The organism is Rhodococcoides kyotonense, from assembly GCF_900188125.1.
Taxonomy (GTDB): domain Bacteria; phylum Actinomycetota; class Actinomycetes; order Mycobacteriales; family Mycobacteriaceae; genus Rhodococcoides; species Rhodococcoides kyotonense.
In genome coordinates, this window is the sequence record NZ_FZOW01000004.1 from 369,609 (window position 1) to 384,396 (window position 14,788).

The 14,788-nt window shown below is 66.4% G+C and carries 15 protein-coding genes and 1 riboswitch; of the genes, 9 read left to right on the forward strand and 6 right to left on the reverse strand.

Annotation, left to right across the window (positions count from 1 at the left end):
* Positions 1-4 precede the first annotated feature (4 nt).
* Complete coding sequence (gene fes, locus CHB96_RS09500) at positions 5-1,285, forward strand: enterochelin esterase (protein ID WP_245865392.1); 1,281 nt, start codon at positions 5-7, stop codon at positions 1,283-1,285.
* Here fes and CHB96_RS09505 read toward each other — a convergent pair.
* On the reverse strand, positions 1,199-1,420 hold the full coding sequence (locus CHB96_RS09505; RefSeq protein ID WP_089245371.1) for a DUF6480 family protein: 222 nt from the start codon (positions 1,418-1,420) through the stop codon (positions 1,199-1,201). The genes fes and CHB96_RS09505 overlap by 87 nt on opposite strands.
* 50 nt (positions 1,421-1,470) lie before the next feature.
* On the opposite strand from CHB96_RS09505, the gene alc reads away from it, so the two are divergent.
* Positions 1,471-2,448 (forward strand): allantoicase, encoded by a 978-nt coding sequence (gene alc, locus CHB96_RS09510; RefSeq protein ID WP_089245373.1) that lies wholly within the window; start codon positions 1,471-1,473, stop codon positions 2,446-2,448.
* A 15-nt stretch (positions 2,449-2,463) separates the two neighbouring features.
* A complete protein-coding gene (locus tag CHB96_RS09515) occupies positions 2,464-2,937 on the forward strand; it encodes a YbaK/EbsC family protein (protein WP_089245375.1) in 474 nt (157 codons plus the stop codon).
* A 6-nt stretch (positions 2,938-2,943) separates the two neighbouring features.
* Here CHB96_RS09515 and CHB96_RS09520 read toward each other — a convergent pair whose 3' ends face one another.
* Both CHB96_RS09520 and CHB96_RS09525 read right to left on the reverse strand, forming a co-directional pair.
* A complete protein-coding gene (locus CHB96_RS09520) occupies positions 2,944-3,453 on the reverse strand; it encodes a hypothetical protein (protein ID WP_089245377.1) in 510 nt (169 codons plus the stop codon).
* Between the two features lie 134 nt (positions 3,454-3,587).
* The gene (locus tag CHB96_RS09525) at positions 3,588-4,931 is read right to left on the reverse strand and encodes an aminotransferase class V-fold PLP-dependent enzyme (protein WP_089245379.1); all 1,344 of its coding nucleotides are present in this window, start codon (positions 4,929-4,931) and stop codon (positions 3,588-3,590) included.
* A gap of 49 nt (positions 4,932-4,980) precedes the next feature.
* Positions 4,981-5,096: riboswitch (SAM riboswitch) on the reverse strand.
* Between the two features lie 235 nt (positions 5,097-5,331).
* On the opposite strand from CHB96_RS09525, the gene CHB96_RS09530 reads away from it, so the two are divergent.
* Positions 5,332-9,267: a Pls/PosA family non-ribosomal peptide synthetase gene (locus CHB96_RS09530; protein WP_089245381.1), complete on the forward strand. Its 3,936-nt coding sequence runs from the start codon at positions 5,332-5,334 to the stop codon at positions 9,265-9,267.
* Between the two features lie 17 nt (positions 9,268-9,284).
* Positions 9,285-10,610 carry a M1 family metallopeptidase gene (locus CHB96_RS09535; protein WP_176444225.1) on the forward strand — a complete coding sequence of 442 codons (1,326 nt, stop codon included), beginning with the start codon at positions 9,285-9,287 and terminating at the stop codon, positions 10,608-10,610.
* Between the two features lie 18 nt (positions 10,611-10,628).
* Here the strand turns inward: CHB96_RS09535 and CHB96_RS09540 are convergent, their stop codons facing one another.
* Positions 10,629-11,864 (reverse strand): MFS transporter, encoded by a 1,236-nt coding sequence (locus tag CHB96_RS09540; protein ID WP_089245385.1) that lies wholly within the window; start codon positions 11,862-11,864, stop codon positions 10,629-10,631.
* The gene (locus CHB96_RS09545) at positions 11,861-12,505 is read right to left on the reverse strand and encodes a GntR family transcriptional regulator (protein ID WP_176444226.1); all 645 of its coding nucleotides are present in this window, start codon (positions 12,503-12,505) and stop codon (positions 11,861-11,863) included. The genes CHB96_RS09540 and CHB96_RS09545 overlap by 4 nt, the downstream gene beginning before the upstream one ends.
* Before the next feature lie 88 nt (positions 12,506-12,593).
* Here CHB96_RS09545 and CHB96_RS09550 point away from each other — a divergent pair, with 88 nt between their 5' ends.
* From CHB96_RS09550 to CHB96_RS09560, 3 genes are all read left to right on the forward strand, one after another.
* Positions 12,594-13,196 (forward strand): hypothetical protein, encoded by a 603-nt coding sequence (locus CHB96_RS09550; RefSeq protein WP_089245389.1) that lies wholly within the window; start codon positions 12,594-12,596, stop codon positions 13,194-13,196.
* Positions 13,197-13,216: 20 nt separating this feature from the next.
* Complete coding sequence (locus CHB96_RS09555) at positions 13,217-13,612, forward strand: DUF2752 domain-containing protein (protein ID WP_089245391.1); 396 nt, start codon at positions 13,217-13,219, stop codon at positions 13,610-13,612.
* Positions 13,613-13,717: 105 nt separating this feature from the next.
* Positions 13,718-13,915 carry a hypothetical protein gene (locus tag CHB96_RS09560; RefSeq protein WP_089245393.1) on the forward strand — a complete coding sequence of 66 codons (198 nt, stop codon included), beginning with the start codon at positions 13,718-13,720 and terminating at the stop codon, positions 13,913-13,915.
* A 23-nt stretch (positions 13,916-13,938) separates the two neighbouring features.
* Here the strand turns inward: CHB96_RS09560 and CHB96_RS09565 are convergent, their stop codons facing one another.
* Positions 13,939-14,277, reverse strand: coding sequence for a plastocyanin/azurin family copper-binding protein (locus tag CHB96_RS09565; protein WP_089245523.1), 339 nt, complete (start codon positions 14,275-14,277; stop codon positions 13,939-13,941).
* Positions 14,278-14,365: 88 nt separating this feature from the next.
* On the opposite strand from CHB96_RS09565, the gene CHB96_RS09570 reads away from it, so the two are divergent.
* Positions 14,366-14,788 carry a hypothetical protein gene (locus CHB96_RS09570; RefSeq protein WP_089245395.1) on the forward strand — a complete coding sequence of 141 codons (423 nt, stop codon included), beginning with the start codon at positions 14,366-14,368 and terminating at the stop codon, positions 14,786-14,788.

The window sequence follows — 14,788 nt, forward strand, 5'->3', positions numbered from 1 at the left end:
CGATGTGACATCGCAGCTGCGCACCGAGTTGGCCGCGACGGGAACGGAAGACGAATTCTGGGCGGCCGTCGCATCTTCGGGCACGCCCCGCATCGAGGACAGCGCCGACGGCCAGGTCAGAGTCACGTTCCTGTGGCGGCAACGGGACAACTCGCCGTCCCGGGTCTACATCGACGCGAGCTCGCTGACCGACCACCACGCCGAGGACCTGACCGTCATGACACGGTTGGACGACACTGGAATTTGGTTCTGGAGCACCGAGATCTCGCGCACCTGGCGCGGCACCTATTGCTTCATGCCGGTCACTGCGGACGTCGTCGCCGAGTTGGATCCACCGGGAATCGCCGCGACGCGCGACGGAGTCCGGACCCGATTTCTCGGCCTGCTCGGCCATGCAGTCGCCGACGACAACAATTCCCGACGCTTCGGCCGCGGATCCATCGCCGAGATGCCCGGCGCTCCGACGCAGCGGTGGTGGAACGACGACCTGCCGCATGCCGAACCTCGAAAACTCCAGTGGCAGAGCGCTTCTCTGCAGAATTCGCGCGACGTCTGGATACACGAGACCGTCGGCGACTCCGTTCCGTCCGAGCGCCCACTGGTGATCGTGCTCGACGGCCGTCGATGGATCGACGAGGCGCCGCTCGCTCCTGTCGTCGACGCGGCGGTGCGCGACGGGGCACTACCTCCGTCGGTGTTCCTGTTCGTCGACTCCATGGATTTCGAGACTCGCGGTCGTGAGTTGCCGTGCCATCGTGAGTTCTGGGACGCCGTCGTCGACGAGTTGTTGCCGCTCGCCGCGAAAGAGGCGTCGTACACGTCGGATTCGCGTCGAACGGTCGTTTCGGGTCAGAGTTACGGCGGCCTTGCGTCGCTCTATGCGGCGCTCCAATTTCCGAGCCGATTCGGGCTCGTGTCAAGTCAATCCGGGTCGTTCTGGTGGCCGGTCATGTCCCATGGTGGCCTTCGTGGACCCGACGGTGGTCACGTCGCCGAGTTACTGGGAGGGTCGTCGGACACGCTGCCGATACGAGTCGTACTCGATGCCGGGATCCACGAGGGCGACATGCCGGCCCACAACCGTCACATCGCCGCGCTCCTCCGGGAACGAGACATTCCCGTCGCCTACCGAGAATTCGACGGAGGCCACGAAACCATCTGCTGGCGAGGGGGTTTGGTGGAATCGCTGATCGAGTTGCTAGAACAGACCGGCGATGCGTCCGATGAATCCGGCGACGACGATGATGACGACGAGCGCCAGAATGCCGAGGAAAACGACCGGTAGGGTCAGTCCGCGTTGGGGAGGCTCGTGATTCGGTCCTCCGACGCCGGTTTCGGCGGGAGGCGTGTCCCCCGGCGCGACGCCTCCACCGCGTTCGAGTCCTGCGGTGTCATCCGGGTCGGGGTTCTGAGCAGTCATACTCGGCCGGGTACCCGATGCCTCGCGACTCAATCCGTATCCTCAGCGGTATGACAGCCAACTTTCCTCTCCCCCTCCCCGATCTCGCGGTCCGCACGCTGGGCGGTGCTGTCGTGTGGGCGAACGACGAGTTGTTCGCGGAGAAGGAAAACCTGATCACACCGGGCAAAGCGGGCTTCTCCACGGCCACGTTCGGACACAAGGGCCAGATCTACGACGGCTGGGAGACGCGTCGGCGTCGGGAAGAGGGGTACGACGAGGCGATCGTGCGTCTCGGCGCTCCCGGTGTCGTGGATGCCGTCGTCGTCGACACCGCGTGGTTCACCGGAAACTACCCACCGGAAATCTCCATCGAGGCGACATCGGTCGACGGCTTCCCGTCGGGACAGGAACTGTACGACGACGCGAAGTGGGACACCATCGTTCCCCGCAGCCCGGTCGACGGGGACAGCGAGAACCGGTTCGAGGTCTTGTCCGACGAGCGTTGGACGCACGTGAAGCTGTCCATCTATCCCGACGGCGGCGTCGCACGGTTGCGGGTGCTCGGACGCGGACGACCGGATCCACGATTCCTCGCACGTGGCCCGTTCGACCTGGCTGCTCTCGAGAACGGTGGCTACGTCTCGGATTGCTCCAACATGTTCTACAGCTCCCCGAACAACCTGCTGTTCCCCGGTCCGCCGCGATCGATGGGCGAAGGATGGGAGACGTCCCGTCGACGGGGCGGCGCGAACGACTGGGTCCAGGTCATGCTCGCAGGCACGGGTAGCGTTCAGCTGGCCGAACTCGACACGTCGTGCTTCCTCGGCAACGCCCCCGGCGCTGCATCGCTGAAAGGGCGTCTCGGCGACGGGGAATGGTTCGAACTGCTCCCCCGGACTCGTCTGCAGCCGGACACTCGGCACCGCTTCCTGATCGACGTCCCCGACCCCGTCTCGGAGGTCAGGATGGACATCTACCCCGACGGCGGCATGGCCCGATTGAGACTCTTCGGAGATCTCGCGACACCTGCGAAGTCGCCCGAGTAGCAATACTCTTGGGGAATGCCCCGGCTTCTTCACCCGAACGCGGCGCATGTCGCCGACATCCTGATCTCGCGCGGGCACCACGGCGTCGTCGTCACCTCGCCCGAACCCACGACGACAGCGGAAGCCGCCGCCGAATCGCTGGGTGTGGGCGTCGGCGCGATCGTCAGAGCGTCGGTGTTCCTGCTCGACGACGACCCCGTGCTGCTGCTGGTGTCCGGAGCGCATCCGGTGAACCTCGCGGCGACCGGCGAGCGGCTGGGCGGGACGATGCAGCGAGCCCCGCTCGACCTCGTCAGACTTGCGACGGATCAGCCGATCGGCGGGATCGCTCCCGTCGGGCATCCGACGAACCTGGCGACGTACGTGGACGAGTCGCTGTCGCAGTACCCCGAATTATGGGCGGCGGCAGGGCATCCGAACACGATCTTCCGGACGACGTTCACCGAGCTACTGCGTATCACCGCAGGTCTGGCCGTTCAGGTGACGTAAGTCGCCCTACGACGCCAGCACCCGAGCCGAAGGAACCGCACCGGTCGCGGCGAGCAGCTCGTCGACGTGGAACGCGACGCCGCGGTCCTCCAACCACGGAACGACCCCGGATGCGACGTCACCCAGGTTGCGCGTCTCGGGACCGACGGCGACGAGAGTGACGCCGTCTGCGACCTCAGCGGCCTTCACATCGGCGACGAGCCCTGCAAGACCCGCACTCGTTCCGACGTACCGGATCGAGCCCGGCACGGCAGGGACGTCGAACGTCGCGAATTCACGACGCGCAGTCCTGGCGTCGTCCGCGATGTGGAACTCGATGTCGAGGAAGACCGCGACGCTGTCTGCGTCCTTGCCCGCTGCCACGGCGTCGGCGCGGAGCGCGGTGCGAGCCTGCTGGCCCTCACGAAGATCTGCTGCGGAGATACGAACAACCGATTCGGTCGCTGCGGCGTCGGTGATCTCGGTCCATGCGCCCGAGTGGGCGACTGCGACGCGTACGGCTGAAGTGTTCGACATGAAAGGTGTCCTGTCGTGAAGGAGAGATAGGTCGGCTAGGTGCTACCCCGAGCGCCTACAAGACCCGGACGCAGTGCGGCACAGATCCACGTACCTGTCGCACCAGAAACTCCCCTGCGACACGACATTTGCTGTCATGAACCGATGCTAACCTCTCCGCTCGCGCACGGGGATCCCACGCCGCTGCCGCCATCTGCGACAGCCGGGAACGGACGCGGATCCGGCACCGGGTTCCACCATCCGTTGTCCTCTTCGTAGACCCACGACGGACCCTGCTCGACCAACTGCGCGACGGCGTCGACGAGGCGGTCCACATCGGCCTCCGAGCTGCCGAGCCCCAGGCTGGCCCGCACGGCGCCGCCTGCGTGACCGAGGCGCTGCAGCAGCGGGTGAGCGCAGAACTTGCCGTCGCGCACACCGATTCCATGCTCGGCCGAGAGATACGCGGCGATCTCACCCGGACCGTAACCGTCGACCGTGAATGTGACAATGCCCACACTGTCCGGGGCGTCGTTCCAGACGTTCAGAAGCGCAACTCCATCGACCGCCGTCAGTCCGTCGCGCAGGCGATCCGACAGGCGACGCTCGTGATCGGCGGATCCCGCGTCGTCGTGCGCGGCGACGGCGTCACATGCGGCCGCCAGTGCGACGACGCCCAACACGTTCGGCGTTCCGGCCTCATGGCGAGCGGGTGAGGGAGCCCAGTCCGTCGACGTCGTGGTCACGTGGCGCACCGCGCCGCCGCCTGCGAGGTACGGGTCACCCACGTCGAGCCAGTCACGCTTGCCGACCAGCACGCCCGCACCGTGCGGCGCGTAGAGCTTGTGCCCGGAGAAGGCGAGGTAGTCGACGCCGAGAGCGGCGATGTCCACCCGGCGATGCGGGACGAGCTGCGCGCCGTCGACGACGATGCGCGCGCCGTGGCGGTGGGCGAGGTCGGCCAGCTCGCCGATGGGCAGCACCTCACCGGTGACGTTCGATGCACCCGTGACGGCCAGCAATGCGGCCGGGCTCGCTGCCAGTTCGGCATCCAGAGCGGACAGGGTCTCTGCAATAGAGTTGCCCGCCTGCACAACTCGACGGTTACGCCAGGGCAGCAGGTTGGCGTGGTGCTCGATGTCGAGGACGACGGTGTCACCCGGTACGCACCCGGCGAGCAAGTTGAGCGAGTCGGTGGTGTTCCTCGTGAAGATGACGACCGAATCATTCTGCGCGCCAACGAAATCGGAGACGGTGACGCGCGCCTTCTCGTAGGCGGCCGTCGATACACGCGATGTGTAGCCCGCGCCCCGGTGCACGCTCGAGTAGAACGGCAGGAGTTCTGCGACGCGCTCGGTGACCTCGGCGAGAGCAGGAGCGCTGGCCGCGTAGTCGAAATTGGCGTAGCTGCAAGTGGTTCCGTCCACGAGTGGGACCTGCAGATCCGCACCGCTGACAGCAGCGAAAGGCGCACAGGTGTTTTCGAGAACAGCAGTCATGACAAATTACCCCTTGTCGATCAAGGGACTCTCACCGAAACGGCATTCGAGTCCGCGCTTGCCGCACCGGTTTTCCGGAGTCGGCCCGGTCGTCACCCGGAGCACCCCACCGCGGAGGAGGGTTGCCGACCAGCAAGCCGGGGCTGAACGCTGGTACTCATGACCTGAGAAAGAGAATGGCAAACGGTCGCCGGGGTTGTCAACCCAGGAGGTAGGAAACCCCCTCGTGAGTGTTTTTGTATAGCCCTCTATACATAAACACTCACGACCGGCATTGCCACTCACGAGCTGCGGAGCCGAGTAAACTTCCCGCAGGCCTGGGTTCGTTCACCTTCTGGCAAACCGAACATGAGATAACGACCAACGCTCACGTTGCCGACACGAGAAGAGGGACACCCGGTTGTCTGTGCAATCACGATCGGAATCGACAGAGGCGCAGCCGACGGCGCCGATACCTGCCGAGTTCTTGCGGTCCGACCGCGCTCCGCGTGAGCGCACGCTCATCGACATCCTGCGATCCACCACCTCGCAGTACCCCGACGCCCCGGCAATCGACGACGGTACGACGTCGGTCACCTACCGCGAACTGCTCGAGGACATCGACGAGGGCGCACAGTGGCTGGCCAGGGCCGGAGTACGACGCGGCGACCGTGTCGGCGTCCGGATGCCGTCGGGCTCGTTCTCTCTCTACGTGGCGATTCTGTCGATCCTCAACGCCGGTGCCGCGTACGTTCCCGTCGATGCCGACGACCCCGACGAACGAGCCGAACTCGTCTTCGGTGAAGCCAAGGTGACGGCAGTCGTGACGGCCGGAGGTATCGCCGCCGGTACGGCCGACAAGCAGGACACCCCGTTTCCCGACACCCTCACCACCCCGAGCCCCGACGACGACGCCTGGGTCATCTTCACGTCCGGTTCGACGGGCACCCCGAAGGGCGTGGCCGTCAGTCACCGCAACGCCGCAGCATTCGTCGACGCCGAAGCCCGCATGTTCATGACCGACGATCCCCTCGGCCCCGGCGACCGCGTGCTGGCAGGCCTGTCGGTGGCGTTCGACGCGTCCTGCGAGGAGATGTGGTTGGCGTGGCGCCACGGCGCGTGCCTCGTTCCTGCACCTCGCTCGCTCGTCCGCAGCGGGTTCGATCTCGGCCCCTGGCTCGTCTCGCGTGACATCTCGGTCGTCTCGACGGTTCCGACGCTCGCCGCGTTGTGGCCCGCCGTCGCGCTCGAAGCGGTTCGCCTGCTGATCTTCGGCGGCGAAGCATGCCCGCCGGAGCTGGCCGAACGCCTTGCCGTCGACGGTCGCGAGGTCTGGAACACCTACGGGCCCACCGAGGCCACCGTCGTCGCGTGTGCGTCGATCATGGACGGGAAGGGCCCGGTCCGTATCGGCCTTCCGCTCGACGGCTGGGATCTGGCCGTCGTCGACAGCGCCGGTCAGCCGGTAGCCGTCGGCGAGGTCGGTGAGTTGGTCATCGGCGGCGTCGGGCTCGCGCGCTATCTCGATCCGGCGAAGGACGCCGAGAAGTACGCGCCGATGCCGTCACTCGGATGGGACCGCGCGTACCGCAGCGGGGACCTGGTCAAGTTGGAGATCGAGGGCCTGCTGTTCCAGGGCCGCGCCGACGACCAGATCAAACTCGGTGGACGACGCATCGAGCTCGGCGAGATCGACAACGCGCTGCAGTCGCTTCCCGGCGTGGCAGGCGCAGCTGCCGCGGTCCGCAAGACGGGCGCGGGCAACTCGGTGCTGGTCGGCTATCTCGCCAGCACCGACAAGAATTTCGACCTCGACGCCGCGAGGACGCTTCTGGCCGAGCAGCTGCCCGCAGCTCTGGTTCCGCGACTCGCCCTCGTCGAGGAGATGCCGACGCGGACGTCGGGCAAGGTCGACCGCAACGCACTGCCGTGGCCGTTGCCTGGGATGGGCGAGGGTTCGGATCTCGACGGCACCGCGGGCTGGGTCGCCGAGCTGTGGACCAACATCCTCGGCGCCCAGGTGACGGACGAGAACGCCGACTTCTTCCAGAACGGCGGCGGCTCGCTGTCCGCCGCCCAGCTGGTGACGGCCCTGCGGACGAGGTTCCCGGAAATCACCGTCGCCCAGCTGTACGACCATCCGAGGCTCGGCTCGCTCGCCCGCTACCTCGACGAGCTGAAACCGCCCGTCGAGGTCGTGCCGCGCGAGGTGGAACCGACGTCGAGGAAGGCTCAGTGGGCGCAGATCGCTGCGACCGTGCCGCTCACGACACTGACCGGTCTGCAGTGGGTCACGTGGCTCGGGATTCTGTTCAACGTGATGTCGTGGTTCGCCGAGGTCTCCTGGGCGCCGACGGTGTCGTGGTGGTGGATTCTTGCTGCCTTCGTCCTGTTCATCACTCCGGTCGGCCGTATGGCGATCTCGGTGGTCGGCTCGCGGATTCTGCTCGCAGGCCTGAAGCCTGGCGCGTACAGCCGGGGTGGCAGCGCACACATCAGGCTGTGGGCCGCAACGCGTCTGACCGACGCCAGCGGGGCGTCGAACCTGTCGGGTGCCCCCTGGATGGTCTACTACGCGCGGGCGCTCGGCGCGAAGATCGGCAAAGGCGTCGACCTGCACACTCTTCCGCCGGTCACCGGCATGCTCGAACTCGGCGACGGCTGTTCCGTTGAGCCCGAGGTCGACCTCAGCGGACATTGGATCGACGGCGACATCGTGTACATCGGTGACATCAAGATCGGCGCGGGCGCGACGGTCGGTGCACGATCGACGCTGCTTCCTGGCACGTCCGTCGGCAAGAACGCCGTGGTCAGTGCAGGATCAGCCGTCGTGGGCCGCGTCAAGGCCGGCCAATTGTGGGCGGGCTCGCCTGCGCAGAAGGTCGGCAAGGCCGAGCACCCGTGGCCGGAGGAAACTCCACCGCGCGCGACGAAATGGGTGTTCGCGTACGGCGTCGCGTCGCTGTTCCTGTCCGGAATGGCGATCTTCTCGCTCGGTGTGTCGCTCGTGCTGATGGGCTGGTGGCTGCACACGGCGACGACGCTTCTCGGTGCCGTCGGGCGTGCCGCGCTCATGCTGCCCGTTGCGACGCTGGTGTCGCTCGGGGTGTTCGCGCTCGTCACGTTGGTCGCGGTTCGACTGCTCAGCATCGGACTCACCGAGGGGTACCACCCCGTACGCAGCCGGATCGGATGGCAGGTGTGGGCCACCGAGCGCTTGATGGATTCGGCGCGCACGTTCCTGTTCCCGCTGTACGCGTCGTTGCTGACACCGCACTGGCTGAGGCTGCTCGGTGCGAAGATCGGCAAGGACGTCGAGGCGTCGACCGTGCTGATGATCCCGAAGTTCACCACCGTCGCGGACGGGGCATTCCTCGCCGACGACACCATGGTCGCCAGTTACGAACTCGGCGGCGGCTGGATGCATCTCGGCGACGCGAAGGTCGGCAAGCGCGCATTCCTCGGCAACTCCGGTATGACGGGGCCCGGTCGGACCGTCCCGAAGAACGGCCTCGTCGCCGTGTTGTCGGCGACGCCCGACAAGGCGAAATCGGGCTCGTCGTGGCTCGGTAGCCCGCCGGTCAGGTTGCGACGCGCGGCCGGTCGGGCGGACAGCTCGCGAACGTTCGATCCGCCGACGAAGTTGAAGATCGCGCGTGCACTCGTCGAGACCTGCCGACTGATTCCCGTCGTCGTGACGTTCGGAATCGGTTTGGGTGTGCTGTTCGGGTTGACCGCGATCGCCGACGCGGCAGGCTATTGGGCGGCGGCTCTGCTCAGTGGCGTCGTGCTGCTTATCGCGGGCGCGGTGGCCGCGGCGGTGTCCGCCGCGGCCAAGTGGGTCTGGGTCGGCCGGATCGACAAGGTCGAGCACCCGTTGTGGAGCTCGTTCGTGTGGCGCAACGAGGTCGCGGACACGTTCGTCGAAACAGTCGCAGCCCCGTGGTTCGCACGGGCAGCCGAAGGCACTGCCGTGCTGAACATGTGGCTGCGCTGGCTCGGCGCCGACATCGGCCGCGGCGTGTGGTGTGAAACGTACTGGCTCCCCGAGGCCGATCTTGTGACTCTCGACGACGGCGCCACCGTCAACCGCGGGTGCGTTGTGCAAACACACCTGTTCCATGATCGGATCATGTCCATGGACAGCGTGACACTCGGACGAGGAGCAACACTGGGCCAGCACTGCGTCGCGTTGCCTGCGGCGGGAATCGGCGACGGCGCAACCGTCGGCCCCGCCTCGCTGGTGATGCGCGGTGACACCGTGCCCGCGCACACGCGGTGGCAGGGCAACCCCATCGCGCCGTGGGCCAAGGGCGATCCCTACTCGCACATCGTGCCTGCCGAGGTGAGCCTGTGAAACTGGGTGGTTCGAAGATGGTGACTCCGGTGTTCGACGTCGACGGCGGCGACGCACCGCTCGACGAGTACCTACCGCAGAACGGCAATCGCGGATACCGGGTCTCGCGGTACGAACTCGACCTCGAGTACAAGGTCGAGAGCAATCGGCTCGCGGGCAAGGCGAAGATCACCGCGGTCACCACGGCCACCGTCGCGAAGTTCGCGTTCGACCTCGGGCCTGCGCTACGCGTGGCCAAGGTATCGGTCAACGGGTCGCGATCGGTCAAGTTCGCTCAGCACCGCGGCAAGCTCAAGATCACGCCCGCGAAACCGATCCCGTCGGGTGCCGCCTTGGTGGTGACGGTTCAGTACAGCGGAACTCCCAAGCCCATCAACGGTTTCTGGGGCGAGGTCGGCTGGGACGAGCTGACCGAGGGATCCATCGTCGCGAGCCAGCCCAACGGGGCCGCGTCGTGGTTTCCGTGCGACGACCATCCCGTGTCGAAGGCCAGTTACGGCATCACGATCACGACGGACTCGCCGTACTACGCAGTCGCGAACGGCACGCTCGTCAGCAAGCAGACACGAGCCAGCCGCACGACGTGGGTGTACGAGCAGCCCGAGCCCATGGCCTCCTACCTGGCGACCGTGCAGATCGGCCCGTACGTCTCACACACCACGAGCGCCGGTCCAGTTCCGATGAAAGCAATTCTGCCGCAACGTCTTCGACAGAACTTCGAGCACGATTTCGGCCGTCAGACCGAGATGATGAGCACGTTCGAGCGACTGTACGGTCCGTACCCGTTCGCGGCGTACACCGTCGTGGTCACCGACGACGACCTCGAAATCCCCATCGAGGCACAGGGATTGTCGATCTTCGGCGCGAATCACTGTTCGGGCACACGGTATTTCGAGCGACTCGTCGCGCACGAACTGGCGCACCAGTGGTTCGGCAACAGTCTGACGCTCGGCAAGTGGAAAGACATCTGGCTGCACGAGGGCTTCGCGTGTTATTCCGAGTGGATCTGGGCAGAGAACTCGGGCGGCTCGTCGGCGAAGGACAAGGCGCGACGCGTCCACACGATGCAGCGGGGCCTGCCACGCGATCTCGTACTCGGCGACCCCGGCCCGGCCAAGATGTTCGACGACCGCGTCTACAAGCGCGGAGCCCTTGCGCTGCATGCACTTCGAACGACGGTCGGCGACGACAAGTTCTTCCCGCTCATCCAGGAATGGACGTCGAAGTACCGGTACTCGACGGTCAGCACCGCCGATTTCACCGACCTCGCCTCGCGGTACGGATGCCCGCGGACTCTGTGGGACGAGTGGCTGAATCAGACGCAGCTACCGGCGCTGCCCTGACCGGTGTGTCCGACATGGTCAGGGCATCGTGGACTCTTCCACCGGTAGGTGTGAGGTGGATTGGGTACGCACGAACATCCAGCACACTGCCGCGATGATCGCGCCGACCGTGAAGATGCCGGGGTACGTGATCACGCCCGGCCACTGTTCGGTGAGTGCCGACAGAATCGCCGGCACCGCGAACCCGAGATAGGTCAGTGAGTAGAACACTGCGGTGAGCCCCGCGAGGTCGTTCGGACCCGCAATGCGTTGCACCTCTTGCAATCCCGACACGAGCGCCATGCCGTACCCGCAGCCGAGCACTGTCGCGGCGATCAGTGCGGCCGCGATGGTCAGCACCGAAGCGGCCCACGCGGCGAGCAGCATGCCGACGACCAGGATGGTGAGTCCGACGAGCGCACCGCGCGCCGCGTTCGGAGTGTCGATCCTGCGTCCGACGGCTTGGATGGCGAAGCCTGCACCGAGCGCGATCACCGACATCAGCGCCGACAGCGCGATCGGATGACCACCGCTGCGATCGGCCATCAACGACGGCAACACCGCGTACGCGACGCTCGCTGCGCCGAAGACCCACGGCGCCAACGGAACGACGACCATCAGGAACCGGCGGTGCGACGCGGCGGGGATCTTCAGGTCGTCGAACAGGCTCGCTCGGTCCTGCCGCGGAACGGCCGGGCGGCTCTCGGGCACGGAGAGCATCGCGATTCCTGCGACGAGGCAGATGCCGACGTGCACGAGGTACGCGAGATGCGTCGGCCACGGGGCCCATTGCGCGAGGATGCCCGCGACGCCTGCACCGAGCGCGAACCCGGCCGTCAGACTCATCGCTGCCCGACGAGCACCTGCACCCGGTGCGTCGTGCGCCGACAGTTCCTTGATCCAGCTGCCACCGACGGCCATGCCGATACCGAGCGCGACGCCGCTCAGCACGCGTCCGCTGAACAGGACGGGCGCGTGATCGGCGCCGAGCGCGATGAGAATCGAACCCGCAGCGGCGACCGCTGGCGCGGGCAGCATGACGGGTCGTCGACCGAGTCGATCGGACAACGGGCCGCAGATCAGAAGCGCCGGAACGATTCCGATGACGTACGCGAACAGGAACGTGTCGACGGTGACGGCCGAGAATCCGTGCTCGAGCCGATACATCACCAGCAGCGGAGTGAACTCGTTACCGCCCCACGCGACGGCGAACATGCCTGCCGCCACGAGGATCCACCTCGCGGTCTTGGTCTGTGCGTCCTGCGTGAGTGTCATTGCCTACCTTCTTCGTTCAGCCGGTGCACGCGGCGCATGTGGCTGTCGACGTCCGACGCGAAACCGTCGGCGTCGCCTGCTTCGATGTGGTCCGTCAGCCGGGCATGGTCGTCGATGATGCGTTCGACCTGGCCGGGATCGCGCGACAGGGAATGCGTCGTCATCCGCCGCTGTCGCTCGCGAAGGCCGTCGTAGAACGCGTCGAGAAGCGGGTTGCGGCCGGACCGGACGATGAGACGGTGGAAATCGGCATCGGCGGCACTGAATTCGGCTGCGGTGCCGCTCGCGGCGATAGTGCGCTGGCGCTCGAGGTTGGCGCGCAGATCTGTCACGAGTTCGGTTCGAGCCCGTCGGTCCGCGACGACGGTGCGTACGCTGCCGGACTCGACGAGCCAGCGCGCGGACACGATGTGCTCGGCTTCGCCGGGAGCGATGGGTACGACGAGCGCGCCGCGTTTGGGATAGAGCCGCATCCAGCCCTCGACCTGAAGGCGCAGAAATGCTTCGCGGACGGGGGTGCGGCTGACGTCCATCCGGCCTGCGATGTCGCCTTCGCTGACCAGCTCGCCGCCCGGCAGTTCACCGGTGACGATCATTTCCTTGACGGTCAGGTAGGCGGTTTCCGACGCCGATGGCTGCATAGACACAACATAGATACTAGATCAGTGCCCTGGCACCTACGCAAACGCTGCCGTTGTAAACCGCTGGTTTACGGTCTACGCTCACTGTGTGAACCAAAAGTTGTCAGATCTGGACCCGGGTGACAAGCCGACCGATGTGTCGGACGAGCGCCGCCGCAGACATGACGCGCTGCTCGCGTTGCGCGACGCGATCGAGAGCGAGGAACGCGTCGAACGCGAGGCGGCCGAGCAGACCGCAGAGGCCGCGGCGACCGCGTTGTGGCTCGGTGCGAGCCTTGCCGACCTCGCCGTCGTCACCGGCAGAACGCGTCAGGCAGCGCGCAAGAAATGGCCGACGCTCGGCGACATTCATCGTCGACGCACGTGGCTCGGCAATCACGTCGACGACATCCGTTGGGCAGTGCGCGTCGTGCTCGAGAACGCTGCCGAGATCGACGTTCCCGACCGAGCTGTGTTCGACGACCTGGCCACGGTCGACGCGTCGGTCGGACGCGGGTTCGAACCGACGGCCGAACACGACGGCGACGACCCTGCTGCCAGGTGGCACGAGCTGGACCGGCTCGTCGACGGACTACTGCGCGGCATCACCGAGAACGGGCAGGCGAAAGACGGGCAGGCCGACTTCGCGGTGCACGGGGCCAAGGGTGTCGTCGGCTACTACGACCACGCAGCACAACGGTCGGACGACTGACGAGCGTTATCGTCGACAGCATGTCGATCGCCGCATTGCGAGGGCCGCTGCTCGCCGCAGGAGCAGTGGCGTCGGCGGCGGTCGTCGTGTCGATTCGCGACCCTCGCTCGTCGACGTATCTGCCCTGCCCTATTCACGCTGTCACTGGCGTGTGGTGCCCGGGCTGCGGTGCGACGCGTGCATTCGGCGACCTCGTGCGAGGTGATGTGGCGTCGGCGGTGTCGTCGAACATTCTGTTCGTCGTGCTCGCGGTGGTCGCGCTCGGCGTGTGGGGTGCGTGGGTCCGGGCGCGCATCGTCGACAGGCCGTTGTTCGCGTGGCGGCTTCCGGTGTGGTCGATTGCTGTCGGCGTCGCGATCGTGTCGACCTTCACCGTCCTGCGGAACATCCCGGCAGGCAGCTGGCTCGCACCGTAGGCTGAAACGCATGTGGCTGGAAGTTCTGTCGATCGTGGTCCTGGTCGGAGCCTTGATAGTGCTGATTCCGACCGCGCGCCGAGTGTTCAAGAAGGGTGACGACGAATGAGCGACTCTCTCAAGGCGCGCCTGCAGGCCAAGATGCGTGAGCTGCTCGCCGAGGACGGCGGCACCGAGGCCGAGGTGGCCGAGGGCGACGACCCTCGCCTCGTGGCGATCCGAGACGACCTCGCCGCGCTCGACGAGGTCGCCGACGACCACCCACTGGTCGACGAGCTGGCCACGAGGTACTGGGTGCCGTAAGCCCCCTTCCCATCTCACGGGCGTCAGGCTTCGACGATCACGGTTCCGATCATGTCGGGATGCGGCGTGCAGTGGTACGTGAACGTCCCGGGCTCGGTGAAGGTATGCGCGAACGTGTCCGACACCATCAGCGGGCTACGGAACGAGCGGTCGTCGGCGACGACGTCGTGCGTCATGCCACCGTCGTCGAACACCCAGGTGACGGTGTCGCCGACGCGGACAGTGATCGCTTGCGGCGAGTACGCGCGATTCACGACGGTGACCTGGTTCGGGTACTCCGGAGCCGACGCCTCCTCGGCCGGTGCCGAACATCCGACGCCGGCGAGAAGAACAAGACCCAGCACCGCACTTCGTAGTCGCACCAGGTCCACACTACCGACGGACTTCACCCCGATGGCAGGCCGTGAGCTCGGGTAACATCACCGCGTACTCACGACGGAGGTTCCACCCATGACGAAGCGACGTGCTCGTATCGCCGCTGCCCTGTTTTCCGTGTTCATCGTGGTCGCTACCGCGCTCTTCGGGGCAGGAACGGCACAGGCCCGTTTCGTTCCGGCAGGCGCGATCAGCCCCACCGTCGGCTTCGATCCGGCTGCGATCGTCGAGTGGCGTCCGGACCAGATCTTCGTCAACCAGCAGATCTTCGTGCGCGTCGACCCGTCGCTGCCCGGTCTGTCGGACTTCACGCTGAACAACTGGTGCAACTGCGCGATCAACTGGTTCAACCACACCACGCAGGAAGCCGGCGTCGCGTTCCCCGGTCCGCTCGACACCGGCCCCATTCGCACCGGGTCGGGCGACGTGTCCGCGTGGGTCGAGATTCCGGGTGGGTGGACAATCCTCCGCGGCGCCGGCAACTGGTGGGTTCCGTGA

Excerpts from the sequence above, each read along its gene's own strand:
- CHB96_RS09505 (WP_089245371.1), bottom strand. The coding sequence starts at position 1,420 with ATGACTGCTCAGAACCCCGACCCGGATGACACCGCAGGACTCGAACGC.
- alc (WP_089245373.1), top strand. The coding sequence starts at position 1,471 with ATGACAGCCAACTTTCCTCTCCCCCTCCCCGATCTCGCGGTCCGCACG.
- CHB96_RS09515 (WP_089245375.1), top strand. The coding sequence starts at position 2,464 with ATGCCCCGGCTTCTTCACCCGAACGCGGCGCATGTCGCCGACATCCTG.
- CHB96_RS09520 (WP_089245377.1), bottom strand. The coding sequence starts at position 3,453 with ATGTCGAACACTTCAGCCGTACGCGTCGCAGTCGCCCACTCGGGCGCA.
- CHB96_RS09525 (WP_089245379.1), bottom strand. The coding sequence starts at position 4,931 with ATGACTGCTGTTCTCGAAAACACCTGTGCGCCTTTCGCTGCTGTCAGC.
- CHB96_RS09535 (WP_176444225.1), top strand. The coding sequence starts at position 9,285 with ATGGTGACTCCGGTGTTCGACGTCGACGGCGGCGACGCACCGCTCGAC.
- CHB96_RS09540 (WP_089245385.1), bottom strand. The coding sequence starts at position 11,864 with ATGACACTCACGCAGGACGCACAGACCAAGACCGCGAGGTGGATCCTC.
- CHB96_RS09545 (WP_176444226.1), bottom strand. The coding sequence starts at position 12,505 with ATGCAGCCATCGGCGTCGGAAACCGCCTACCTGACCGTCAAGGAAATG.
- CHB96_RS09555 (WP_089245391.1), top strand. The coding sequence starts at position 13,217 with ATGTCGATCGCCGCATTGCGAGGGCCGCTGCTCGCCGCAGGAGCAGTG.
- CHB96_RS09560 (WP_089245393.1), top strand. The coding sequence starts at position 13,718 with ATGAGCGACTCTCTCAAGGCGCGCCTGCAGGCCAAGATGCGTGAGCTG.
- CHB96_RS09570 (WP_089245395.1), top strand. The coding sequence starts at position 14,366 with ATGACGAAGCGACGTGCTCGTATCGCCGCTGCCCTGTTTTCCGTGTTC.